This is a genomic window from Pseudomonas sp. SWRI111, from assembly GCF_014268555.1.
Lineage (GTDB): Bacteria > Pseudomonadota > Gammaproteobacteria > Pseudomonadales > Pseudomonadaceae > Aquipseudomonas > Aquipseudomonas hamedanensis.
Window position 1 is genome coordinate 213,055 of the sequence record NZ_JABWQQ010000005.1, and the last position, 24,508, is coordinate 237,562.

A 24,508-nucleotide genomic window follows, 5' to 3' on the forward strand; every position below is an offset into this window, starting at 1 on the left:
CGTCGCGGCTTTCGCGAGCAGGCTCGCTCCCACAGGAAAAATGCATTTCAGAATGTGGGAGCGAGCCTGCTCGCGAAGAGGCCCTCAAAAAACAATAAAAACCAGAGAACCTGATCGATGCCCGTACCCGACCCCTTCCGCGAAGGCCTCGCCCGAGGCTGGAAAACCTACAACGGCGCGCAACTGACCGACGACCTCAGCCTTGAAGCCGATGTGGCAATCATCGGCAGCGGCGCCGGCGGTGGCACCACGGCGGAAATCCTCAGCGCGGCCGGCTACAAGGTCCTGTTGATCGAAGAAGGCCCGCTGAAAACCAGTTCCGACTTCAAACTGCTCGAAGACGAGGCCTACAGCAGCCTCTATCAGGAAGGCATCGGCCGCATGAGCAAGGACGGCGCGATCACCATCCTGCAGGGCCGCGCAGTCGGCGGCACGACGCTGATCAACTGGACGTCCAGTTTCCGCACGCCCGAGCCGACCCTCGAACACTGGGCCAAAGAACACAACGTCACAGGCCACAGCCCGGCAGAGATGGCGCCGTGGTTCGAAAAGATGGAACAGCGCTTGGGCGTGGCCCCGTGGAGGGTTCCGCCCAACGCCAACAATGACGTGATCCGCAAAGGCTGCGAACAGCTCGGCTACAGCTGGCACGTAATTCCGCGCAACGTACGCGGCTGCTGGAACCTCGGTTATTGCGGCATGGGCTGCCCGAGCAACGCCAAGCAATCGATGATGGTCACGACCATCCCCGCAACGCTGGAAAAGGGCGGCGAGCTGCTGTATCTGGCGCGGGTGGAAAAACTGCTGATCAGCGGCGACAAGGTGTCCGGCCTGCATTGCGTGGCGATGGACGAACGCTGCGTCGAACCGACCGGACGCCGCATCACGGTCAAGGCGCGGCACTACGTACTGGCAGGCGGCGGCATCAACAGCCCGGCACTATTGCTGCGCTCAGACGCCCCGGATCCGCATAAATGCCTGGGCAAGCGAACCTTTCTGCATCCGGTGAACATGTCCGCCGCGCGCTTCGCCGATGTGGTCAATCCGTTTTACGGCGCGCCGCAATCGATTTATTCCGACCATTTTCAGTGGAAGGACGGTACCACCGGACCGATGGCGTTCAAGCTGGAGGTACCGCCGCTGCATCCGGCGCTCGCGGCCACCTTACTCGGTGGTTTTGGTCAGGAAAACGCACAACACATGGGCGATCTGCCACACACCCACGCGATGCTCGCGTTGCTACGCGACGGTTTTCACCCTGACAGTGTCGGTGGCTCGGTTGAATTGCGCAGCGACGGTTCGCCAGTGCTCGACTATCAGGTTTCGCCCTACGCATGGGAGGGGCTGCGTCGGGCCTTTCACGTCATGGCCGAAATCCAGTTCGCCGGTGGCGCGCAATCGGTGATGCCGATGCACGCCGATGCGCGTTACGTGAAGACCCTTGGCGAAGCTCGCGCACTGATCGATGGCCTCAGTCTCGAGCTGTACCGCACGCGACTGGGCAGCGCCCACGTCATGGGCGGCTGCACGATGGGCGAGGACCCGAAGAACGCGGTCACCGACAGCCTCGGTCGCCATCATCAGCTCAGTAATCTGTCGATTCACGACGGCTCGCTGTTCCCCACCAGCATCGGCGCCAACCCGCAGTTGTCGGTGTATGGCCTGACCGCGCAACTGGCCACGGCGCTTGTCGACCGGCTGCAAAACCCATGAATTTTCGCGATATTGCCATCGTCTATAGTGCTTTCTTACCCAACAGGCGACTTGGCCGACCGGGAAGGCTGCGATACCATCCGACTCCCCAACGGACTCCCGCCAGGACGACGCGATGAACCGAGTGTTGTACCCAGGTACCTTCGACCCTATTACCAAGGGCCATGGCGATCTGGTCGAACGCGCCTCGCGCCTGTTCGATCACGTGATCATTGCGGTCGCCGCCAGCCCGAAAAAGAACCCGCTGTTCCCGCTGGAACAACGGGTCGAACTGGCTCGCGAGGTCACCAGACACCTGCCGAACGTGGAAGTGGTCGGTTTCTCGACGCTGCTCGCGCATTTTGCCAAGGAGCAGAACGCCAACGTGTTCTTGCGCGGCCTGCGCGCGGTGTCGGACTTCGAGTACGAGTTCCAGCTGGCCAACATGAACCGCCAGTTGGCCCCGGACGTGGAGAGCCTGTTCCTCACCCCGTCGGAGCGTTACTCGTTCATCTCGTCGACACTGGTGCGGGAAATTGCCGCGCTGGGTGGCGATATCAGCAAGTTCGTTCACCCGGCCGTGGCCGACGCATTGACCCTGCGCTTTAAAAAGTAAGCGCTGCCGAAGGCTCGGGCTGCGATCAGACGATCTTTCGATCCTGAAATGATCGCAGCCGAGTGCCCTTGATCGCCCCCGCGTGCACTGCGAGCGCCAATGCGGCACAATTGCGCGCATTGATTTATAGCGCCCGGGCGTGCCGCCCCGGCTGGAGTTAGCATGTCCCTGATCATCACCGACGATTGCATCAACTGCGACGTCTGCGAACCCGAGTGCCCGAACGCCGCCATTTCCCAAGGCGAAGAGATCTACGTGATCGACCCGAACCTGTGCACCCAGTGCGTCGGCCACTACGACGAACCGCAGTGCCAGCAGGTCTGCCCGGTGGATTGCATTCCGCTGGACGAAGCCCATCCGGAGACGGAAGAGCAGTTGATGGCGAAGTACCGCAAGATTACCGGCAAGGCCTGAGCCTTCAGCGCCTTTACCGACGCTATCGCGAGCAGGCTCACTCCTACATTGGAACGCGTTTCAACTGTAGGAGTGAGCCTGCTCGCGATGAGGCAATCAGCAGCACCCACAAAATCCCGGATCAGCTCACTCGCGCCGCTCAAACCCCTCCCCCGTACACCCCAGACACCGCACAAACGCCGCCTTCGCCGGATCCACCACCAGCGCCTGCCCTGCATCCCCCACACCGCCACCCAGCGCGGTAAACGGCAGAGACACCACAAACGCCCCCGCACCGATCACCGTTGCCACCACCAGCAAGGGTCGGGCAATCAGCAAGTCGCCGAGCATGGCGTAAGCCGGAGGATTCTGGATGGTGTAGCGCGGATCACCGCTGCCGCTTTCCGAAGCCTGAGCCAGCAGGCTGGAACACAGCAGCACAGTGATGAAGAGGACTTGCAGGACTTTCATGGCACGATCCTTCGGGCTGTACAGTGAGACTTTTCACTATAGACCGAAGGATTTTTTCAGGTCTGGCAACGCGGGCAAAACACACTCGCGCGCTGGCCCAGCTTCACTTCCCGCAGCCCGGTACCGCAGACTTTGCAGTGTTCACCGCCTCGGCCGTAAACAAACAGTTCCTGCTGGAAATACCCCGGTTGGCCGTCACCGCCGATAAAGTCCCGCAGCGTCGTACCACCACGCTCGATGGCTGCGGCGAGGATGCGTTTGATCTCGATCGCCAGCTTCAGGTAACGCCCCCGGGAAATCCCCCCGGCCTCGCGACGCGGGTCAATCCCGGCGGCGAACAGCGCTTCGGTTGCGTAAATATTGCCCACCCCGACCACCACCGCGTTATCCATGATGAACGGCTTGACCGCCATCGAGCGCCCGCGCGACAGCTGGAACAAGCGCTCGCCATCAAATAGATCGGTCAGTGGCTCCGGCCCGAGGCGAATCAGCAATTCGTGGTTGAGCGGGTCGGTACTCCAGAGCATTGCACCGAAACGCCGTGGGTCGGTGTAGCGCAGGGCCAGCCCCGACTCCAGTTCGATATCGACGTGCTCATGCTTGAGCGCCGGCAAGCCAACCTCGACCAGACGCAGATTACCCGACATGCCCAAGTGGCTGATCAAGGTGCCGACCTCGGCATTGATCAGCAGGTACTTGGCGCGCCGCTCGACCAGCACGATACGTTGCCCCGACAGACGCACATCGAGATCGTCAGGGATCGGCCAGCGCAACCGCCGGTCACGCACAATCACCCGGCTGACGCGCTGGCCCTCCAGATGCGGAGCAATGCCCCGGCGGGTGGTTTCGACTTCCGGCAATTCAGGCATGGCGTCCTCGGATCAATGCGCGCCGAGGTCGCGGATGGTTTGTTTGAGGGTTTCGAAGTCGTAGTCCGACAGACCGACGTAATCGAGCACCAGCGGGCCGACCGCCTGCCATTCGAAATCCTCGGTCTGGTTGCCCAGCACCCGGTACGAGGCGCAAATGTGCTCGGCCATTTTCAGAATCGCCAAGAGGTTTTTCAGCTGGCTGTTCTTCGACGATTCGTCGCTGAAAATCGCCAGTGCGTTGTGGTGGTTGGCGATGGCGGCGCTGACATGCTCCGGCAGGCGCCACGACTTGGCGGTGTAGTAACCGACCACGGCGTGGTTGGTGTTGAACACGCGGTTCTCGGTATCAACCACCCGGCAGTCCGCGCAGGCACTGGCGTAGGCCTCTTCCAGCACGGTCATGTAATTGGGGAAGCGTTGCAGCATCAACGGCACGCCGCAGTCGTGGAACAGGCCCAACGCGTAGGCTTCGTCGCCGGCCTGGGTGCCGATGCGCTTGGCCAGGGTCAGGCAAGTCATCGCCACGTCCTGCGCGGTGTCCCAGAAACGGTTGAGGGTGACGATGGTGTCGTCGTTCATCTCGCCCTTGATCGACTGCGCGTTGATCAGGTTGATGATCGAACGGCTGCCCAGCAGGTTCACCGCGCGCTGGATCGAGGTGATCTTGTTGCTCAGGCCATAATACGGCGAGTTGACGATTTTCAGCAGCGCGCCGGACAGGCCGGGATCCTGGGAGATCAGCCTGGCGATCACCTCCAGGTCCGGGTCGGGCATGTACTGCTCCATTTGCAGATCCACCATGATCTGCGGTTGCGCCGGCACACTGATGCCTTGCAGCGATTGTTGAATCTGTTCGGTGGTCAGCTCTTGGGACATAAGTACACACTCTGGGACAGGCGGCGATTCTAACCGCTGAAACCGCAGGGCGACACACCGGCAGGCACATCGCTGGAACTTTCATCCGCGCGCAGGCTTCGGACTCTGTAGGGCGCGTCGCACCGTTGTGGTCCGGCGCGAAGCAAACTCCCACAGACTCAGGAGCTTACCGATGGCAATTTCCCTCAGCGGCAAACGCGTCGCTTTTTTGGTAACCGACGGTTTCGAACAGGTTGAATTGACAGGTCCCAAGGACGCCCTCGAACAGGCTGGCGCGCAGGTCGATATTCTTTCGGCCGAGGCCGGCACGGTCAAAGGCTGGAACCATGACAAACCGGCGGACGATTTCCCGGTCGCCAACACCTTCCAGGCCGTGAGCATCGATCAATACGATGCCGTGCTACTGCCGGGCGGTGTGCAGAACTCAGACACCATTCGCATCGATCAGGACGCTCAGCATCTGGTCAAGACTGCCGCCTCGGCCGGCAAACCGATTGCCGTGATCTGTCATGGCAGCTGGCTGCTGATCTCGGCGGGCCTGGTCAATGGCAAAACCATGACCAGCTATAAAACAGTCAAGGACGATCTGGTCAACGCCGGCGCGAACTGGGTCGATCAAGAGGTGGTCAAGGACGGCAATCTGATCAGCAGCCGCCAGCCGGATGACGTGCCGGCGTTCAGTCAGGCCTTGATCGACGCACTGGCTGCGTAAGAGCTGACATCCCTACCGCGAGCAGGCTCGCTCTCACACTGGTTTGGTCTTCACCTGTGGGAGCGAGCCTGCTCGCGAAGGCATCATCAGCGTTTCATCGCATCCTCAGCCCTGCGCAAACCTCAACACGCTATACTCCCGCTCTTTTTTCCGGAGCGACGTCATGTCCCTGCCTAGCCTGCGCCTCAAAGCCAACGCCGACCGTCGCCTGCGCAACGGCCACTTGTGGGTCTACAGCAACGAAATCGATGTCGCCGCCACGCCGCTGCACGGTTTCAACGCCGGCGATCAAGCCATCCTCGAAGCCGCCGGCGGCAAGCCGCTGGGCATCGTTGCGATGAGCCCGAACAACCTGATCTGTGCCCGCCTGCTGTCGCGCGACATTAAAGTGGCGCTGGACAAATCCCTGCTCGTGCACCGCCTGAACGTTGCGCTGTCGCTGCGCGAGCGCCTGTTCGACAAGCCGTTCTATCGCCTGGTCTACGGTGATTCCGACCTGCTGCCGGGCCTGGTGGTCGACCGTTTCGGCGATATCCTGGTGGTGCAGATCGCCTCTGCCACCATGGAAGCGCATAAAGACGACGTGATCGCCGCGCTGACCCAAGTGCTCAAGCCAAGCGGCATTCTGTTCAAGAACGATTCCGCCGCGCGTGACGCCGAAGGCCTCAACCGCTACGTCGAAACCGTATTCGGTCTGGTCCCGGAATGGGTCGCGCTGGAAGAGAACGGCGTGAAGTTCGAAGCACCGGTCATTCAAGGGCAGAAAACCGGCTGGTTCTACGATCACCGCATGAACCGCGCGCGCCTGGCGCCTTACGCCAAAGGCAAACGCGTCCTCGACCTTTATAGCTACATCGGCGGCTGGGGCGTGCAGGCTGCCGCATTCGGCGCCAGCGAAGTGTTTTGCGTGGACGCATCGGCGTTCGCCCTCGATGGTGTCGAGCGCAACGCCGCCCTGAACGGCTTTGCCGATAAGATGACCTGCATCGAAGGCGACGTATTCGAAGCCTTGAAAGAACTGAAGGCCAGCGAAGAGCGTTTCGACGTCATCGTGGCCGATCCGCCAGCGTTCATCAAACGCAAGAAGGACATGAAAAACGGCGAAGGCGCCTACCGCCGCCTCAATGAGCAAGCCATGCGCCTGCTCAACAAGGACGGCATTCTGGTCAGCGCTTCGTGCTCCATGCATTTGCCGGAAGATGACCTGCAGAACATCCTGCTGACCAGCGCCCGCCACCTGGATCGTAATATCCAGCTGCTCGAGCGCGGTGGCCAGGGTCCGGATCACCCGGTACACCCGGCCATCGCCGAAACGCGCTACATCAAGAGCATCACCTGCCGTCTGCTGCCCAACAGCTGATTGACACGCGATTGAACGGGGAGCCAGCGGCTCCCCTTTTTTTTGCGCGCCCCTTCCAACTGGCAACTTCCTACATTAGTTTCCCACTGGAACGCAGGAAATTTCCCTGCATAATTAATTATTCAAACTTATCCTACAAGTTAATGCTCGACGCACGACAAGTCCGACAAAATCGTTGGAATATTCCTACTTAATATCCGCTTGCCAATATCCCATTACAAACTATTATTGAGTTGTCGCCACGAGGCGACTTCAACTATCAAACGAACAAGGAGTTCATGCTATGAAACTTATTTCTATGGAAAGCAACAAAATCGCAAACCTGGCATTTCTGGTAGCGCCTAAAGCCCGCTAAGCACGTCTAGACGCCGGAGAGTGCCGGCAATCCGGCGTCTACAAGACATTCAACCAGAGTGACTCTCCAACATGCACGTCAATCCTTATTTATTTATATTACCGCGCACGCCTGCCCAAATCGTCTGGAACTATAAAGACCATGTTCAGTACGAGCTGGATCTGGAACATTCGTCACGCCTCGGCGAACTCATCAACAACCCCGACCTGTTCGACGAACAGAACAACATAGATCTGCAACTACTAGATGCCGGTATATTAACTTCGCAAAAGACGGATACTCCGCCATGGGGCTGGGATGAACTGTCGAGAATCTTTCATATCGGTACACAAAACATCCCCAGCCAAAAAAACCCGCAAACGATCGATGAATGGGCCAGGCAATACCTTGAACACTGCAACGACGTGCTGGCCAGCCCTGCGCCTGATACCGCTCGCCTGCCCAACCCCTTGGGTGAAACCATCGCCCTCCCCACACCCGCCATCCCGGACCCTGACAGCCTGACCGACGTGCTGACCCGACGGAAAACCTGTCGCTCATTCACGGGTCGCGCCGTTTCACTCGTCGATGCCAGCACCCTGCTGTATTGGTCTTTCGGCTATCTGCGTGAGCGCGATCCTTCCGGCGACGGCATCGCCGAAGGCCTCGAAGCACGACGCAGCAGTCCTTCAGGCGGCGGCTTGAACGCCTGCGAATGCTTTGTCCTCGCCCAGCATGTCGATGGCCTGGAGCCGGGGGTTTACGCTTACCACCCGGACAGACATGTGCTGACACCGGTGAGTCCGCGGCTGCAATCTCCGCTCGGCCTGTTGCTGGATGGGCAGCATTTCATCAATAACCTGCCGCTGGGGCTGTTCATCACCGCCCGATTCGACAAGCTATGGTGGAAATACCAACATTCGCGCGCCTATCGAATGGCCTTCGTCGAGGCCGGCCACCTTTCACAAACCCTGCAAATGGTCGCCACGGCGCTGGGCCTCGGCACCTGGCTGACAGGGGCTTTCGCCGACGCGCAGGTCGAGGCGCTATTGAAGGTTGCAGGCCGCGCAGAACAACCCTTGTTTTTTGTCGGCTGCGGCGAAAGCGACGGCGAAGCGATGTGCCTGGAAATGCGCGAGCTGTTGCAGCGACAGCCCTGTGAGTCGCAACCATGAGCACACTCACCGACGCTCAGGACACGCGGCCTGTGTCCTGGGCTCTGCGATTCACCCTGGGTGACTGGGACCGTCGCGCCTCGGTGCGTAACAGCCAACACGATTACCAGTTGCCGGACGACCTGCCGGAACAACTGCAAGCACGGTTCTGGTTTCCGCCAGCGTTCCTGCCCTATCTGGCCCATCCGGCCGTCGCCGCCGCCGGCAGCGCGGTGGCGCATCGCCTGTGCGCCAATCATCTGGTGCATTTTCTCGATTACACGACGCTGCTCGAACACCGCATCGTCAATCGTGCCGTCGAAGTCATCGTTCACGAAGAACTGCCGATGTTCGTTCCGGCGCAAATGAAAACCGCCGCCCTGCAGCTGTACACCGACGAGGGCTACCACGCACTGTTCTCCAATCGTCTTGCCGAACAGATTGCCGGTTTTTACGGTTTCACCGGGCGTCCGGTCATGCCGTTGCGGATCACCCGACTCAACGCCCTGATCGCCCGCACGCCCGAAAGCCATCGCCCGCTGGCCTGGTTTCTGCTGGGCTTTGTCTCGGAAACCATCATCGCCCGGGAATTGCTGGATGTGTGCCGGGACAGTCTGGTGTCCAGCGTCAGCGACATGCTGCGCGACCACCTGACCGACGAGGCGCGGCACAGCCGCTATTTCAGCGAAGTGTTCCATTACCTGTGGCTGACCCTGAACGCCCGGCGGCGCACATTTGCGGCCCGGACGCTGGTGGACATCCTCGGAATTTTCTTCGAGGTCGACGAAGGCTGGTTGCAGCAAAGCCTGCGCGGGGCCGGCATCGGCGACGAAGCGATCGAGGAGATTCTTGCCAGCCTGACCCACCGGGAAGCCAAACGCCTGCGCGCCAGAAACGGCGCCATCGCGACCCTGGATGCATTGAAAAAGGCCGGTTTTTTCGCCTTGCCCAACAACTGCAAACTCTTCGCCAAGGCGGGACTGATCGATGAATGAAAACAGCTCTGCGGTCACCTCGCGGCAAAAACGAGGGGCGGTCAGTCTCTTGTTGGCGATGGTCTTGCTGGGGGTGTTTCCACTGGATGTGCTGCTGCCTTCCTTTCCAGCCCTGGCCGCTCACTTTCACCACACCCCGGCGGACATAGCGCTGTCCATCAGCCTGTTCGCCCTGGGCATCGCGTTCGCCCAGTTGCTGATTGGCCCGCTGTCGGACGCCATTGGCCGCAAAGGCTTGTTACTGACCGGCATGACGGTCTCGATGGTCGGTGCCCTTGGCTGCGTGGTGACCAGCGACTACACCGTGTTCCTGATCTTTCGGGTGGTGCAGGCGCTGGGTTGCGGTTGCTTCGTCCTGTCCCAGGCGCTGGTCCAGGATCTGTTCGAAGGCGAAGAACGCGACCGCCTGCGCATCCTGATGGTCACGGCCACCGGGATCTTCATCTCGGTCTCGCCATTGGCCGGCACCTTTTTACAGGCCACCCTCGGCTGGCGTGGCAGTTTCTGGCTGTTCACGCTGCTGGCGGCTCTGGTATGGCTTAAAGCCTGGTGGTTTCTGCACAACGACCGCCCGACACACCGGGACAGGCCGCTAGGTTTCATTCGGTCTTATCGCAAAGTGCTGGGCAACGGCGAGTTTGTCGGCTACTGGCTGATCTCGGCGTTTGCGTTCGCCTGCCACTTTTCGTTCATCGTGATATCGCCGTTGATTTTCATGGACCAACTGCAACTGGCGCCGTATGACTTCTCACTGGTTCTGCTGGCTTACGGTGCGGCCTACGTCATCGGCGGCCTGGTCGCCACGGTATTGAGCCGACGGATAAACCCCGAGGAGCAAATCGTCGCCGGGCTGAGTCTGATTCTGTTGTCAGGGCTGGTGATGCTGATCCTGTCGTCGGCTTTCACCTTGACCATCACCAGCGTGCTGATTCCCATGCTGATCTGTACCGCCGGCACCACCATCGCTCGCCCGGCCGCCACCTCGCGGGCCATGGATATTTTTCCGCACATCGCCGGCACCTCGGCTTCGGCGGGCAGCATCATCATTTTCATCTGCGGCGGTTTGATCAGCGCGCTGATCAGCCTGAGCCCCACCAACCTTCAATCGACCCTGGCGTGCAGTTTCCTGCTGCTCAGCGGCGTGGCGCTGCTGCTGAACCAGTGGATCAGCCGCCGCCGAACACACCTGGCCGGCCATGGCGTTGCGCAACCGAGACGCCCATAAACCTGCCGGTCGTCATTCCGCACACCGTGACAGCGGGGGAACAACACGTTGCGCCATTCCCTCCAGACGCCAGCGGTGTAGAATCGCTGGATTCATCGCCATTCATCCCCGGCGGGTTTATGAGCTCAGGCTGAGACCAGCGGCGATCCCGCAACGTCATCGGCAACTTCCGGACACACGGCCATTTCTGAGTGTCCCTGAGGTCAACAGAAGCTCACTCCCCTTAAGTACCTGATTAGCCGCCCGGAGTGCTCCATGCCAGATTACCGCTCGAAAACATCCACCCACGGCCGCAACATGGCCGGCGCCCGCGCACTGTGGCGCGCCACCGGGATGAAAGATGACGACTTCAAGAAGCCGATCATCGCCATCGCCAACTCGTTTACCCAGTTCGTGCCGGGCCATGTGCACCTCAAGGACCTGGGCCAACTGGTCGCCCGCGAAATCGAGCGCGCCGGCGGTGTAGCGAAGGAATTCAACACCATCGCCGTGGATGACGGCATCGCCATGGGCCACGACGGCATGCTTTATTCGCTGCCGAGCCGCGAGATCATCGCCGACTCCGTCGAGTACATGGTCAACGCCCACTGTGCCGACGCCATCGTCTGCATTTCCAACTGCGACAAGATCACCCCGGGCATGCTGATGGCGGCTTTGCGCCTGAACATTCCGGTGATCTTCGTTTCCGGCGGTCCGATGGAAGCCGGCAAGACCAAGCTCGCCGCCCACGGTCTCGACCTCGTCGATGCCATGGTGATCGCCGCCGACGCCAGCGCGTCCGACGAAAAAGTCGCCGAGTACGAGCGCAGCGCCTGCCCGACCTGCGGTTCGTGCTCCGGCATGTTCACCGCCAACTCGATGAACTGCCTGACCGAGGCACTGGGCCTGGCCTTGCCGGGCAACGGTTCGACCCTCGCCACCCACAGCGACCGCGAACAGCTGTTCCTGCAGGCCGGCCGGACCATTGTCGAGCTGTGCAAGCGTTACTACGGCGAGAACGACGAGTCGGTACTGCCGCGCAACATCGCCAACTTCAAGGCGTTCGAGAACGCGATGATGCTCGACATCGCCATGGGCGGTTCGACCAACACCATCCTGCACTTGCTCGCTGCCGCCCAGGAGGCCGAAATCGATTTCGACCTGCGCGACATCGACCGTCTCTCGCGCAGCGTTCCACAGCTGTGCAAAGTCGCACCGAATATCCAGAAGTACCACATGGAAGACGTGCACCGCGCCGGCGGCATTTTCAGCATCCTCGGCTCGCTGGCCCGCGGCGGCCTGCTGCACACTGACCTGCCAACCGTGCACAGCCGCAGCATGGAAGAAGCCATCGCCAAGTGGGACATCACCCAGACCACCGACGAAGCCGTGCATCACTTCTTCAAGGCAGGTCCTGCGGGCATTCCGACGCAAACCGCATTCAGCCAGTCGACTCGTTGGGAAACCCTCGATGACGACCGTGAAAACGGCTGCATCCGCAGCTTCGAACACGCCTACTCGAAAGAGGGTGGTCTGGCCGTGCTGTACGGCAATATCGCGCTCGATGGTTGCGTGGTGAAAACCGCCGGTGTCGATGAATCAATCCACGTCTTCGAAGGCAATGCGAAAATCTTCGAAAGCCAGGACAGCGCGGTGCGCGGCATCCTTGCCGACGAAGTGAAAGCCGGCGATATCGTGATCATTCGTTACGAAGGGCCGAAAGGTGGCCCGGGCATGCAGGAAATGCTCTATCCGACCTCGTACCTGAAATCCAAAGGCCTGGGCAAAGCCTGCGCCCTGTTGACCGACGGCCGTTTCTCCGGCGGCACCTCGGGTCTGTCCATCGGTCACGCTTCGCCAGAGGCTGCGGCCGGCGGCGCAATCGGCCTGGTGCAGGACGGTGACAAGGTGCTGATCGACATTCCGAACCGCTCGATCAACCTGTTGGTCAGCGACGAAGAACTGGCGGCACGCCGGATCGTGCAGGACAGGAAAGGCTGGAAACCGGTCGAACAGCGTCCGCGCAAAGTGACCACAGCGCTGAAGGCCTACGCCCTGCTGGCGACCAGTGCCGACAAGGGTGCGGTGCGCAACAAGGCGATGCTCGACGGGCTGTAAGCGTCAAATCGCAGTAGCAAAAATGCCCCGCCAAACGCGGGGCATGATCGTTCCCACGCTCCCGCGTGGGAATGCCTCAAGGGACGCTCCGCGTCCAGTGACGCGGAGCGTCACGGGCTGCATTCCCACGCAGAGCGTGGGAACGATCAATCTCATAGACAGCGAAGATCAAAACTGTGGGAGCGGGCTTGCTCGCGAAAGCGGTGTGTCAGATATACAAAGGGTGACTGACACGACGCATTCGCGAGCAAGCCCGCTCCCACATTTGGATCGATATAGGGTTACTGAATTTCTTCAGGCTTGACGATCACCCAGTTCTTGTCCGCCGTCACCGGCAAACCTTGCTTGGCCTGGGCCGCGGCGTGCTTGGCCATCATGCCGTTGATCTGGGCCATGTACTTGTCCTTGCGGTTGATCCACAAGTGAATGCCGCCCTTGGCCACGTCGACATCATGGAACAGCATGTAGCCATCGCTAGTCGGGGTATCGCCACCCACCAGCACCGGTTTTTTCCATTCGTCGATGTAAGTGAGGATCGCGGCGTGCTTGCCGGCCATCCAGGTGGCCGGGGTCCACAGATAAGGGGTCAGTTCCAGGCCGAGATTGGCCTGCTCGTCGTATTTGCCGGCGGTGATCTGCTTGCGTGCGGTGGTCAGTTCGCCGCTCTTGCGGTCCTTGAGCAACAGCGAAACGCCGATAACGTTCTGCGGCTTGACGTTGTAGCCGTACTTCGGATCCGCCGCGACCATGCGCACCAACTCTTCAGAGGCCGCGGTCATCACGTAGACCTCAATGCCGTTCTCCATCAGCTTGTTGTACAGCTCCTGCTGACCGGTGAAGATTTTCGGCGGGTTGACGTCAAGCGTCTTCACCACATCGCCTTCGTAGTAAGTCGCAGGCACTGGTTTGCCAGACGCCATCAGCTCATCGACGTAGCCCTTAAGTTCCTTGAGGGTAAAACCGGAAAACACCTGCGCCACCCACGGGTAGCAGACCATGTCGTCGATTTCGCAGAGGCGGTAGTAGTAACTGAACAGGCTTTCCTTGTGCTCGGCGGTGTCCTTGAATGGCATCAGTTTCAGCGAGGGGTCGAGTTTATCGCGGGTAATCAGGCCCTTGTTTTCCATGAACGGCAGCAGGGATTCTTCGAGGTCGTAGCGGTAACTGGTGTTGTCCATGTCGAACACCGCGTAGTTACCCTTGTTGGCATTGGCGGCGATCATCGCGTCGAGCGCCTTGGCCTGGTCGGCCGGCCAGTGTTTGAGGTCAGTCGCAAAGGCCTGGCTGGCGAAGGCCAGACCCACACTCAGCGCAACAGCCAGATATTTCGGTGCGAACTTCATAAGCCTGTACTCCCCGCGTTCAAAGAGTTCGACCGTAACAAATCGATATGACGAACTTCGTCTGCCAGCGACCGTCCGCGTCCGTTTTACGCCAGATGCTTTGCCGAGAACGACACACGCTTATTCCAAAAACGACGGAGAGCCTGCGATTTTGGTATTAATTCATTGCAAATCAAGCTGTTAGGCTTATCGGTTCGCAGCAGCCCCGGACGGCTGTTGGCACAGTCTTTCCTGGAGTCCTCATGAACCTACCGTTGATTCTCAACCTGCTGGTGTTCCTCGCCCTGCTCTTGGGCCTGGCGCAGACCCGCCACACCTCATGGAGCCTGGCGAAAAAAGTCCTGCTCGCGCTGGTTCTGGGTGTGGCCTTCGGCGTGGCGCTGCACACGATTTACGGTGCCGGCAACCCGGTGCTGAAAGCCTCGATCGGCTGGTTCGATCTGGTCGGCAACGGCTACGTGCAGTTGCTGCAAATGATCGTCATCCCGCTGGTATTCGCCTCGATCCTCAGCGCCGTGGCGCGTCTGCATAACGCTTCGTCGCTGGGCAAAATCAGTTTCCTGACCATCGGCACGCTGCTGTTCACCACGGCCATTGCCGCATTGATCGGCATCGGCCTGACCAATTTGTTCGGCCTCACCGCTGAAGGCCTGGTCGCTGGCACCCAGGAAATGGCTCGCCTGCAAACCATTCAGAACGACTACGCCGGCAAGGTCGCCGACCTGAATGTGCCGCAACTGCTGCTGTCGTTCATTCCGCAGAACCCGTTCGCCGATCTGGCCCGGGCCAAGCCGACCTCGATCATCAGCGTGGTGATTTTCGCAGCGTTCCTCGGGGTTGCTGCCCTGCAGTTGCTCAAGGACGACGTGGAAAAAGGTCAGAAAGTGATCAATGCCATCGACACCCTGCAAGCCTGGGTGATGCGTCTGGTGCGTCTGGTGATGAAGTTGACGCCGTACGGCGTGCTGGCGCTGATGACCAAAGTGGTCGCCAGCTCCAACCTGCAGGACATCATCAAGCTCGGTAGCTTCGTAGTCGTGTCGTACCTCGGCCTGGGCCTGATGTTTGTGGTGCACGGCGTGCTGGTATCGGCGGCCGGGATCAACCCGCTGCGTTTCTTCCGCAAAATCTGGCCGGTGCTGACGTTCGCGTTCACCAGCCGCTCCAGCGCGGCGACCATTCCGCTGAGCATTGAAGCGCAGACTCGTCGTCTGGGCATTCCGTCGTCGGTCGCCAGTTTCGCCGCTTCGTTCGGTGCAACCATCGGCCAGAACGGTTGTGCCGGTCTCTATCCGGCGATGTTGGCAGTGATGGTGGCGCCGACGGTCGGCATCAACCCGCTGGATCCGCTGTGGATCGCGACGCTGGTGGCGATTGTCACGTTGAGTTCGGCCGGTGTGGCCGGGGTCGGTGGCGGCGCGACGTTTGCCGCACTGATCGTGCTGCCGGCGATGGGCTTGCCGGTGTCACTGGTGGCGTTGCTGATTTCGGTCGAGCCGCTGATTGATATGGGCCGTACCGCGCTGAACGTGAGTGGCTCGATTACCGCGGGTGCGATTACCAGCCAGGTCATGCAGCAGACTGATAAAAAATTGCTGGATGCCGATGAGCATGCGGAGTTGGCGCAGGCATAAGTAGCGCCTGACAAACCGCTATCGCGAGCAGGCTCACTCCTACAACTGGAATGCGTTCCCCCTGTAGGAGTGAGCCTGCTCGCGATGCTTTTAAGCCTTCTCCCAAACCTCAAAGCTGTACGCCGGCTTATCTTCAACCGCCGGGTTTTCAACGCTCGAGACCAGCGTCCACTCGCTCAAATCAAACGCTGGAAACCACGCGTCGCCCTCCGGGCTCAGCGCCACGCGGGTCAGGTACAGCCGATCGGCCTGTGCCAAGCCTTGCGCATACAGTTGCGCCCCGCCAATCAACATCAACTCATCAACGCCCTGCTCTTTCGCCCACTCTTCGGCGCGAACCACTGCTGCCTCAAGCGACGGATAAACCTCGGCGCCTTCAAGCACCAGCTCTGGCTGGCGGCTGACGACGATGTTCAAGCGCCCCGGCAGTGGCCGACCGAGCGAATCCCAAGTCTTGCGGCCCATGATGATCGGCTTGCCGAGCGTGGTCGCCTTGAAGTATTTGAAGTCCCCCGGCAGGTGCCAGGGCATGCTGTTGTCGACGCCGATCACGCGGTTTGCACCGAGGGCTGCGATCAGGCTTAAAGGGAGTGATTTAGTCATGCCGGCGAGGATACCAGAGCCGCGCTTACCCCGATAAGCGCCACAGCGGTTATGCTCAGCGCTCGATCAAGCAACGGGACGCCGCGTGACTGAACTGACTTCACTGCAAAACCTCTGGCTGACTGAAACCGTGCGCCTGCGCGAAGAACACGCAGGCCCCCTGGACGACCTGGAAGCCAATCGGCTGGCCCGTGCGGCCGGCGGCGATCTGCCGGGCCGCATTCAGCGCCGTGCGTTATGGCTGGCCGAACGTGACGGACTGACGGCTGCGCTCAAGCACTGGCTGCAAGGCGCGCGTCTGGCGCTGGTGTTGTTGATGATCTTCGCGGTGCTGAGCGGCGCCGGTCTGGCGTTCGCTGCACTCGGGCAAACGCCCGTGAATGTGTTCTGGGCTTTGGGCAGTCTGCTCGGGATCAATCTGATTCTGTTGTTGAGCTGGGCGCTGGGCTTGATCTTTGCCGGCGAACACGGCGCCACGCTCGGGCGTTTGTGGCTGTGGCTCAGCGAAAAACTTGCCCGCGATGCCAAAGCCGCGCAACTGGCGCCGGCCCTGCTGCTGATGCTGCAACGCAAGAAACTCAACCGCTGGGCGCTCGGCACGCTGGTCAATGGCCTGTGGCTGCTGGCGATGTTCAGTGCGCTGATCTTGCTGCTGACGTTGATGGCGACCCGGCGCTACGGCTTCGTCTGGGAGACCACGATTCTCGGCGCCGACACGTTTATCTCTATCACCCAGGCCCTCGGCTATCTGCCTTCGCTGATCGGCTTCAACGTGCCGACGGTCGAGATGATCCGCGCCAGCGGCAACGGCGCCCTCGACATCGAAAGCGCCCGACAGGCCTGGGCGAGCTGGCTGGTCGGGGTGCTGGTGGTGTACGGCGTGCTGCCGCGGCTGCTGCTGGCGCTGTTGTGTTTCTGGCGCTGGAACAGCGGCAAAGCCTCGCTGCGTCTGGACCTGAATTTGCCCGGCTACGCACAACTGCGCGAGCGGCTGATGCCGACCAGCGAACGCCTCGGCGTCAACGACCCTGAGCCGGCGCAATTGCATCGCGTCGAAAGCCAGATCGGCGAGCTGGCCAGCGAAGGCGCGCTGCTGGTCGCCATCGAACTCGACGAGCAGCGCCCATGGCCGCCCGCGCTGCCGAAAAACGTCAACAATGCCGGCATCCTCGACAGCCGCGAATCCCGCCACAAGCTCCTCGAACAACTGAGCCGCTTCCCGCCGGCGCGGTTGGCGATTGCGTGTGATCCGCGGCGCTCGCCGGATCGCGGCAGCCTCGCCTTGATCGCTGAACTGGCCCGCAATGCCGGCGCCACCCGGGTCTGGCTGCTGCAAGCGCCACCCGGCGAAGGCCTGGACGCCGAACGCCTGGGTGACTGGCACGTCGCGCTGCAACAGTTGGAGTTGCCGTTCGCCGATTGCGCGCCGATGAACTGGCTGGAGAGCGGACATGACTGATGCACGCAAGGCACCGCTGAAACTCGCAGTGGTCGGCCACACCAACGTCGGCAAGACCTCACTGCTGCGCACGCTGACCCGCGACGTCGGTTTCGGCGAAGTCTCCCATCGACCGAGCACCACCCGGCACGTCGAGGGCGCGCGGCTGTCGGTGGATGGCGAGCCGTTGCTCGACCTCTACGACACGCCGGGGCTGGAAGACGCCATCGCCCTGCTGGATTTTCTCGAGCGCCTGGAACGCCCCGGCGAACGCCTCGACGGCCCGGCGCGACTGGCGCGGTTCCTCGACGGCAGCGAGGCGCGCCAGCGTTTCGAGCAGGAAGCCAAAGTGCTGCGGCAACTGCTCGCCTCGGATGCCGGCCTGTATGTGATCGACGCCCGCGAACCGGTGCTGGCGAAATATCGCGATGAACTGGAAGTGCTCGCCAGTTGCGGCAAACCGCTGCTGCCGGTGCTGAATTTCGTCAGCAGTGCCAACCATCGCGAGCCGGATTGGCGCGAAGCATTGGCGCGGCTGGGGCTGCATGCGCTGGTGCGTTTTGACAGCGTTGCGCCGCCCGAGGACGGTGAGCGCCGGCTGTACGAAAGCCTCGCGCTGCTGCTGGAAAACGCCCGGCCGCAACTGGAGCGCTTGATTGCCGACCAACAGGCGCAGCGCCTGGCGCGTCAGCAAAGTGCGGCGCGCCTGATTGCCGACTTATTGATCGACTGCGCCGCGTGCCGGCGCAGTGTGGTCAGCGAAGCCGAACAGGAGCAGCAAGCGATCAGTGAGTTGCGCAAAGCGGTGCGTCAGCGCGAACAGCGTTGTGTCGAGGCGCTGCTCAAACTCTACGCGTTCCGCCCACAGGACGCGGCCGCCAGTGATCTGCCGTTGCTTGATGGGCGTTGGGGCGATGACTTGTTCAACCCCGAGACCCTGAAGCAGCTCGGCGTACGCGTTGGCGGCGGTATTGCCGCCGGCGCAGCGGCCGGGGCTGGCGTGGATTTGCTGGTGGGCGGAATTACCCTCGGCGCAGCGGCGTTGGCCGGGGCGATTGCCGGTGGCGCGCTGCAAACGGCGCGCAGTTATGGCAGCCGCCTGCTCGGCAAGATCAAGGGCCAGCGGGAATTGACGGTGGACGATGCGGTGCTGCGCCTGTTGGCGTTGCGCCAGCGACAGCTGTTGCTGGCGCTTGATCAGCGCGGGCATGCGGCGCTGGACAGCATTCAGGTGGCCACGCCTGTGGACAAGACCTGGCGCGAGGGCAAGTTGCCCGAAGCCTTGAACAAGGCCCGGGCGCATCCGCAGTGGTCATCGCTCAATCCGCATCCGAAACTGAATCGGGCGGAGCGGCAGGAGCAGATTGAGGCTTTGGCCAAAGATTTATAGCGACTGGTCTGCCCTCTTCGCGAGCAAGCCCGCTCCCACAGGTTGATCGCATTCCTTCAGGAGGAACACGGTCAACCTGTGGGAGCGGGCTTGCTCGCGAATGCAGCACCTCGGTTCAACGGCTTACACACAAGCAGTCGCGCCGCTTTCTCTCCCCGCACGATCATCTATGCGTGGTTTCTGCCTCCTCCAAAAGCTGCACGATATTGCGCTCGGCCAGCGCCGGGCCGACGCTCATGCCGACGCCGCTGTGCATCAGCGCCACACTCAAGCCCGGTGCGGGGCGCAGGAACGAAAACGGCGCCGGCCCGCGAGCACCATAGACGCCCTGCCAGCGCTCGATCACTTGCACCTTGCAGCCCAGCGTCTGCTCGGCCAGTTCGAGCATCCAGTTGTCGATCTGCTCGGCGTTGAACGGTGAAGCATCGCTGCCGTAATGATGCGAATCGCCAATGATCAGTTCACCATAGGGGGTCGGGCTGATCAGCAGGTGAATGCCGTTGGCGTGCAGGTGTGGCTGATCGCGACAGATCTGTGCCTGCACCGCCGCTGCTTCCGGCAAATCGGCGAACGCGCCGTAGTGCACACAGCTCAAACCGGTGAGCACAGCGTGTTGCAGATTCAGCTCGATTTGCGGTTTTGCGCGGAGCATCTGTAGCTGGCAGATTCGCGGCTCGAGTGCGGCGATCGGCTCGGCCAGCAGGGTTTGATAGTCGTGACCGGAACAGACGATGATTTGCGGCGCAGTGAAGTCGCCGGCAGTGCTGCGCAGACGTCCCGACTCGATGTCGCGCACCAGTGTGGAAAAGTGAAACTCGACGTCGAGGTCGCGCCGCAGGTAGTCGATCAGTGCCGGAATCGCCTCACGCGAATACAGCTGTTGATCGTCGATACCGTGCAGCGCCGCGCGGTGATGGCTGAACTGGCCGTTGTACAGATCAGGCAGGGCGGCGCCGCGCAGCAGGTCAACGTTGTAGCCGTGCTCGATTGCGCGGCCAGCACAGAAGGCTTCAAGCAGTTGCTCTTCGGCTTCGGTACGGGCGAACAGGTATGAGCCGTTGCGCTTGATCTGCAGGCCGGCAAGTTGCGCCCAGTCGCCCCAGATTTCGCGGCTGGCCTTGGCCAGCTCCAGCATCGTGCCGGGTGGCTGGCCGGTGACCAATGCCTGGCCGAAGTTGCGCACCGAGGCGCCGAGGGGGATGGCGGTGCGTTCGAACACCGCGACGTTGAGGCCGCGTTTAGCGGCGGCATAGGCGTGAGAGAGGCCGAGGATGCCGGCGCCGACGATGAGCAGGTCTTTGTGGTGTGTCATTTGGATTTTTCCTGAATTCAGAACCGCCATCGCGAGCAGGCTCACTCCTACAGGGGAACGCATTCCAATTGTAGGAGTGAGCCTGCTCGCGATGAGGCCCTGTCAGCCTGCGAAGATTTACTTGGCAGCCACTTTCTCGGACTTGCCGTCATAGCGCTTGCGCCATTCAGCCAGGATCGCGTCGCGGTTCTTCGACGCCCAGGCAAAGTCATTTTTGATCAGGCGCTGCTCATAATCGGCGGGCAATTCGGTCTGCGGCTTGGCGATCCCCGGCTGGGCGAGCACGGCGAAGTTTTCTTTGTACAAATCCATCGCCTCGGCACTCGCCGAAAAATCAGCCAGCTTTTTCGCCGCTTCTTCATGCGGCGTGCCTTTGATCACTGCTGTCGCTTCGATCTCCCAGCCCAGGCCTTCTTTCGGCAGGATGATGTCCAGCGGCGCGCCCTGGCGCTTCAACTGTACGGCTGGGTACTCAAAGGAAATGCCGATTGGAAATTCGCCCGCTGCCGCCAGTTTGCAAGGCTTGGAACCGGAGTGAACGTACTGGCCGATGTTCTGGTGCAGACCGTCCATATAGGCCCAGCCCTGCGGCTCGCCGAAGGTTTGCAGCCAGGCGCTGACGTCGAGAAAACCGGTGCCGGACGAGGCCGGGTTGGGCATGACAATCTTGCCCTTGTACTCAGGTTTGGTCAGGTCCTGCCAGCTCACTGGCTTGGTCAGACCCTGCTTCTCGGCTTCGACGGTATTGAAGCAGATCGTCGCGGCCCAGACATCCATGCCGACCCACGCCGGCGGGTTGGCGGCGTCGCGGTAGTTCGCGCCGATCTTGCCCAGATCCTTCGGCGCGTAGCTTTGCAGCATGCCTTGCTGATCAAGGATCGCCAGGCTGGACGCCGCCAGGCCCCACACCGCATCCGCCTGCGGCCGGGCTTTTTCAGCCAGCAGTTTGGCGGTGATGATTCCGGTGGAATCGCGCACCCATTTGATCCCGATGTCCGGGTTGGCCTTTTCAAAGGCTTCCTTGTAGGACTTCAGTTGCTCGGCTTCGAGGGCGGTGTACACCGTCAACTCGGTTTTTGCCGCGAAGGCATTCAGGCTGAACGTCGCGAGCACAGCAGCGGCCAGGGCCATAGGCTTGAACATGAGCGGATTCCTGTCTTGAGCGTTGAAGGTGATTTCAGTGACCGGGCGCGGTTTGCCGCCAGGCCTGGGAACGGCGCAGCAAGCCGCGCGAAGCCCACGCCAGCAGCAACGACACGCCCGCCGAGGTGAACAGAATCAGAGTCGACATCGCCGCCGCGCCGCCAACGTTGCCGGCGTCGTCCATGTTCAGCACCGCCACTGCGGCAAGGATGGTGTCGGGGCTGTAGAGGAAAATCGCCGCCGACACCGTGGTCATCGCCGAGACGAACAGGTAGCGCACGATATCCAGCAGCGCCGGCAGGCAGATCGGCGCGGTCACGCGCATGAAGTGGCGGTACAGCGGCGCCTTGAGCGACAGCGCGGCGGCTTCGAACTCGGCGTCGAGTTGGCGCAGCGCGGTGGTCGCGGTCATTTGCGCGGTGGTCAAATAATGCGCAATGGTGCAGACGATCAGCAGCGTCATCGTCCCGTATAGAACGTGCAACGGGTTGCCGCTGAGATTGAAGAAGAACACGTAACCCAACCCAAGCACCAAACCCGGCACCGCCATCGGTACAAAACTGAGCATGCGCAAGGTCAGGTTCAGCCCGGGTTGGGTGCGGGTTTTCTCCATCAGATAAGCGCCAGTGAAGATCAGCACGCTGCCAATCAGTGCCGTGCCCAACGCCATCGTCAAACTGTTGCTGTAGGCGAGCCAGCCACCGCCGGCGGTCTCGTTGAACTGATAGTGGTTGAGCGACAGCGACAGGTTGTATGGCCAGAACTTCACCAAGGATGAGAACACCGCCATGCCGAACACCAGCAACAGCGCGGCGCTGATCAACAAGACAATCGCCAGGTAGCAACCATCGCGCAGCTTGGACGGCAGCGGTTTGAACACCTGTGCGCGTCCGCTCATGGAATCGCCGTGTCGACGACGCAGCCAGGCATCGACGCCGAAACTGAACAGTGCCGGCAGCAGCAACACCATGCCGATCAACGCGCCGCGCCCGAATTGCTGCTGACCGACCACGGCTTTATAGGCTTCCAGCGCCAGCACTTGATAGTCGCCACCGACCACCACCGGCACCCCGAAATCGGTGATGGTCAGGGTGAACACCAGACAGAACGCGGCAAACACCGCTTGGCGCGTCGCTGGCCAGGTAATGCTGCGAAACGCCTTGGCCGGACTGGCGCCCATGCTCGACGCCGCATCGAACAATCGCGCATCGGCCAGCGACAACGCCGAGAGCAAAATCATCAGCGCATGGGGAAAGGTGTAAATCACCTCGCCCAGCACAATCCCCCAGAACCCGTAGATATTGTCCGAGAGCAGCCCGCGCAGCAGGCCCTGGTTGCCGAACAGATAGACCAGCGCAATCCCCGGCAGCATCGATGGCGCCATCAGCGGCAACAGGGAAATCCCGCGCCAGACGCCCTTGGCCGGAATCAGCGTGCGTTGCAGCGCGTAGGCAAACAGGTAGGCCAGCGGTACGACGATGGCGGCGACGCTGAGGGAAACTTTCAGGCTGTTGCCGAGCAGCCAGTGGAAATTTGCGCTGGTCACCAGTGTTTTCGCCGCGAGCCAGCCACCGCCCTGCCCGGCGTCATTGCTGAAGCCGCGCCAGAAGATTGCCAGCAATGGCAGCAGTACGGCGAGGCCGAGCAATACCAGCAGGAGTATTTTGCCGCCGACCACGAACAGGCGATCGCCGATCTCGGCGCGGGACGTCGGCCGTACCCGCTTGTCCGGCAGCGGCAAGGCGATCGGGGCGCTCATCAGGCGAACACCTGCAAGCTGCGCGGCGGCAAGGCGACCATGATCTGCTGGGCGCCGAGGCGTGGCATGGCTTCCGGCGCCAATTCGGCGAGCAGCGCATGGCCCGGCAGTTGATCAAGTTCGAAGCTCATGCGGCAGCGGTTGCCGAGGAAGGTGATCTCGCGAACCTTGGCCGGGAACAGGTTTTCTTCATGCACCAGCGGATTGACGTTGATCGCTTCCGGGCGGCAAAACAGTCGGCCCGACGCGCTCTGCACGCTGCCATCGGCCAGGCGCAGCTTCATGCCGCCGACCTGGGCGTGGCTGTCACTGCTGCGCTGGAACGGCAGCCAGTTACCCTGCCCGACGAACTCGGCAACAAACGGCGTGGCCGGACGGTTGTAAATTTCCTGCGGCGTGGCGTATTGCTCGACGCGGCCATTGTTCATCACCGCAATGCGGTCGGCCATCAGCATCGCTTCGTCCTGATTGTGCGTGACCATCAGGGTGGTGATGCCGAGGTTGCGTTGCAGCTGGCGCAGCTCGGTGCACAGATGCTCGCGGACCCGCGCGTCGAGGGCCGACATCGGTTCATCCAGCAACAGCAGCGACGGGGCCGGCGCCAACGCTCGGGCCAGGGCAACGCGCTGTTGCTGGCCGCCGGACAATTGCCCGGGGTACTTTTTCTCGCTGCCGCTGAGGCCGACCAGTTCCAGCATCTGACCGACGCGACGGCGCACTTCGTCGCGACCGCTGCCGGCGAGGCCGTAGGCAATGTTCGCTTCGACGGTCAGATTGGGGAACAGCGCGTAGGACTGGAACAAAATCCCGTAGTCCCGGGCCTGCGGGGCGAGGTGTGAAACGTCGCGCTCGCCCAGATACAACTCGCCGCTGTCCTGCTTCTCCAGCCCGGCGATGCAGCGCAGCAGCGTGGTCTTGCCACAGCCCGACGGGCCGAGCAGACACACCAGTTCACCGGCGGCGACATCAAGGGAGACATTATCCAGCGCGGTGAAGGCGCCGAAGCGCTTTTGCACGCCGCGCACTTTCATCGGCGCGCCGGGATGGGTCAGGGCAGTGGCAAAGGCAGGATTCATGGACAAACCTCAT

Annotated in this window: 21 protein-coding genes; 12 read left to right on the top strand and 9 right to left on the bottom strand. The window is 61.5% G+C overall.

The features are described from left to right. Window positions 1–117 precede the first annotated feature (117 nt). The 3 genes from HU755_RS09205 to HU755_RS09215 all read left to right on the top strand — a co-directional run bounded on the left by HU755_RS09205 (window position 118) and on the right by HU755_RS09215 (window position 2,722). Window positions 118–1,713: a GMC family oxidoreductase gene (locus HU755_RS09205; RefSeq protein WP_186631766.1), complete on the top strand. Its 1,596-nt coding sequence runs from the start codon at window positions 118–120 to the stop codon at window positions 1,711–1,713. Between the two features lie 115 nt (window positions 1,714–1,828). Further along, window positions 1,829–2,308, top strand: a complete 480-nt coding sequence (coaD, locus tag HU755_RS09210; RefSeq protein WP_042606545.1) for a pantetheine-phosphate adenylyltransferase — start codon at window positions 1,829–1,831, stop codon at window positions 2,306–2,308. A 162-nt stretch (window positions 2,309–2,470) separates the two neighbouring features. After that, window positions 2,471–2,722 carry a YfhL family 4Fe-4S dicluster ferredoxin gene (locus tag HU755_RS09215; RefSeq protein ID WP_046487844.1) on the top strand — a complete coding sequence of 84 codons (252 nt, stop codon included), beginning with the start codon at window positions 2,471–2,473 and terminating at the stop codon, window positions 2,720–2,722. A gap of 126 nt (window positions 2,723–2,848) precedes the next feature. Here HU755_RS09215 and HU755_RS09220 read toward each other — a convergent pair whose 3' ends face one another. Genes HU755_RS09220 through HU755_RS09230 form a run of 3 tightly spaced genes read right to left on the bottom strand, consistent with a single transcriptional unit; the run spans window position 2,849 to window position 4,866 of the window. Next, entirely contained in the window at window positions 2,849–3,172 is a 324-nt protein-coding gene (locus HU755_RS09220) for a multidrug transporter (RefSeq protein ID WP_186623335.1), read from the bottom strand. Between the two features lie 56 nt (window positions 3,173–3,228). Next, window positions 3,229–4,041: a bifunctional DNA-formamidopyrimidine glycosylase/DNA-(apurinic or apyrimidinic site) lyase gene (mutM, locus tag HU755_RS09225; RefSeq protein WP_186623337.1), complete on the bottom strand. Its 813-nt coding sequence runs from the start codon at window positions 4,039–4,041 to the stop codon at window positions 3,229–3,231. Between the two features lie 12 nt (window positions 4,042–4,053). Continuing rightward, window positions 4,054–4,866, bottom strand: a complete 813-nt coding sequence (locus tag HU755_RS09230; protein WP_186631868.1) for an HDOD domain-containing protein — start codon at window positions 4,864–4,866, stop codon at window positions 4,054–4,056. A 226-nt stretch (window positions 4,867–5,092) separates the two neighbouring features. Here HU755_RS09230 and HU755_RS09235 point away from each other — a divergent pair, with 226 nt between their 5' ends. The 6 genes from HU755_RS09235 (at window position 5,093) to ilvD (ending at window position 12,797) form a co-directional block, all read left to right on the top strand. Further along, window positions 5,093–5,632: a type 1 glutamine amidotransferase domain-containing protein gene (locus HU755_RS09235; RefSeq protein WP_186623339.1), complete on the top strand. Its 540-nt coding sequence runs from the start codon at window positions 5,093–5,095 to the stop codon at window positions 5,630–5,632. A gap of 163 nt (window positions 5,633–5,795) precedes the next feature. Next, a complete protein-coding gene (locus tag HU755_RS09240) occupies window positions 5,796–6,992 on the top strand; it encodes a class I SAM-dependent rRNA methyltransferase (RefSeq protein ID WP_034153685.1) in 1,197 nt (398 codons plus the stop codon). A gap of 426 nt (window positions 6,993–7,418) precedes the next feature. Then, window positions 7,419–8,501: a SagB family peptide dehydrogenase gene (locus HU755_RS09245; protein ID WP_186631769.1), complete on the top strand. Its 1,083-nt coding sequence runs from the start codon at window positions 7,419–7,421 to the stop codon at window positions 8,499–8,501. Beyond that, entirely contained in the window at window positions 8,498–9,475 is a 978-nt protein-coding gene (locus HU755_RS09250; RefSeq protein WP_186631772.1) for a diiron oxygenase, read from the top strand. The genes HU755_RS09245 and HU755_RS09250 overlap by 4 nt, the downstream gene beginning before the upstream one ends. After that, a complete protein-coding gene (locus tag HU755_RS09255) occupies window positions 9,468–10,700 on the top strand; it encodes a multidrug effflux MFS transporter (protein ID WP_186631775.1) in 1,233 nt (410 codons plus the stop codon). The genes HU755_RS09250 and HU755_RS09255 overlap by 8 nt, the downstream gene beginning before the upstream one ends. Window positions 10,701–10,955: 255 nt before the next feature. Beyond that, window positions 10,956–12,797, top strand: a complete 1,842-nt coding sequence (ilvD, locus tag HU755_RS09260; RefSeq protein WP_186623348.1) for a dihydroxy-acid dehydratase — start codon at window positions 10,956–10,958, stop codon at window positions 12,795–12,797. A 281-nt stretch (window positions 12,798–13,078) separates the two neighbouring features. Here ilvD and HU755_RS09265 read toward each other — a convergent pair whose 3' ends face one another. After that, entirely contained in the window at window positions 13,079–14,140 is a 1,062-nt protein-coding gene (locus HU755_RS09265) for a haloacid dehalogenase-like hydrolase (protein ID WP_186631778.1), read from the bottom strand. A 242-nt stretch (window positions 14,141–14,382) separates the two neighbouring features. Here HU755_RS09265 and HU755_RS09270 point away from each other — a divergent pair, with 242 nt between their 5' ends. Continuing rightward, window positions 14,383–15,774 carry an L-cystine transporter gene (locus HU755_RS09270; protein WP_186631782.1) on the top strand — a complete coding sequence of 464 codons (1,392 nt, stop codon included), beginning with the start codon at window positions 14,383–14,385 and terminating at the stop codon, window positions 15,772–15,774. Window positions 15,775–15,864: 90 nt separating this feature from the next. Here the strand turns inward: HU755_RS09270 and HU755_RS09275 are convergent, their stop codons facing one another. Further along, window positions 15,865–16,377: a dihydrofolate reductase gene (locus tag HU755_RS09275; protein ID WP_186631785.1), complete on the bottom strand. Its 513-nt coding sequence runs from the start codon at window positions 16,375–16,377 to the stop codon at window positions 15,865–15,867. Between the two features lie 85 nt (window positions 16,378–16,462). On the opposite strand from HU755_RS09275, the gene HU755_RS09280 reads away from it, so the two are divergent. Together HU755_RS09280 and HU755_RS09285 are read left to right on the top strand one after the other, a co-directional pair. Further along, on the top strand, window positions 16,463–17,836 hold the full coding sequence (locus HU755_RS09280) for a DUF2868 domain-containing protein (RefSeq protein ID WP_186631788.1): 1,374 nt from the start codon (window positions 16,463–16,465) through the stop codon (window positions 17,834–17,836). Then, window positions 17,829–19,205, top strand: a complete 1,377-nt coding sequence (locus HU755_RS09285) for a GTPase/DUF3482 domain-containing protein (RefSeq protein WP_186631791.1) — start codon at window positions 17,829–17,831, stop codon at window positions 19,203–19,205. Before HU755_RS09280 ends, HU755_RS09285 begins: the two co-directional genes overlap by 8 nt. Window positions 19,206–19,368: 163 nt before the next feature. Here HU755_RS09285 and HU755_RS09290 read toward each other — a convergent pair whose 3' ends face one another. The 4 genes from HU755_RS09290 to HU755_RS09305 form a co-directional block, all read right to left on the bottom strand. Continuing rightward, window positions 19,369–20,517, bottom strand: a complete 1,149-nt coding sequence (locus tag HU755_RS09290; protein ID WP_186631794.1) for a TIGR03364 family FAD-dependent oxidoreductase — start codon at window positions 20,515–20,517, stop codon at window positions 19,369–19,371. 117 nt (window positions 20,518–20,634) lie between these two features. Next, a complete protein-coding gene (locus HU755_RS09295; protein WP_186631797.1) occupies window positions 20,635–21,660 on the bottom strand; it encodes a putative 2-aminoethylphosphonate ABC transporter substrate-binding protein in 1,026 nt (341 codons plus the stop codon). A gap of 34 nt (window positions 21,661–21,694) precedes the next feature. Further along, complete coding sequence (locus HU755_RS09300) at window positions 21,695–23,419, bottom strand: putative 2-aminoethylphosphonate ABC transporter permease subunit (protein ID WP_186631800.1); 1,725 nt, start codon at window positions 23,417–23,419, stop codon at window positions 21,695–21,697. Then, on the bottom strand, window positions 23,419–24,495 hold the full coding sequence (locus HU755_RS09305; RefSeq protein WP_186631802.1) for a putative 2-aminoethylphosphonate ABC transporter ATP-binding protein: 1,077 nt from the start codon (window positions 24,493–24,495) through the stop codon (window positions 23,419–23,421). The genes HU755_RS09300 and HU755_RS09305 overlap by 1 nt, the downstream gene beginning before the upstream one ends. Window positions 24,496–24,508: the final 13 nt, after the last annotated feature.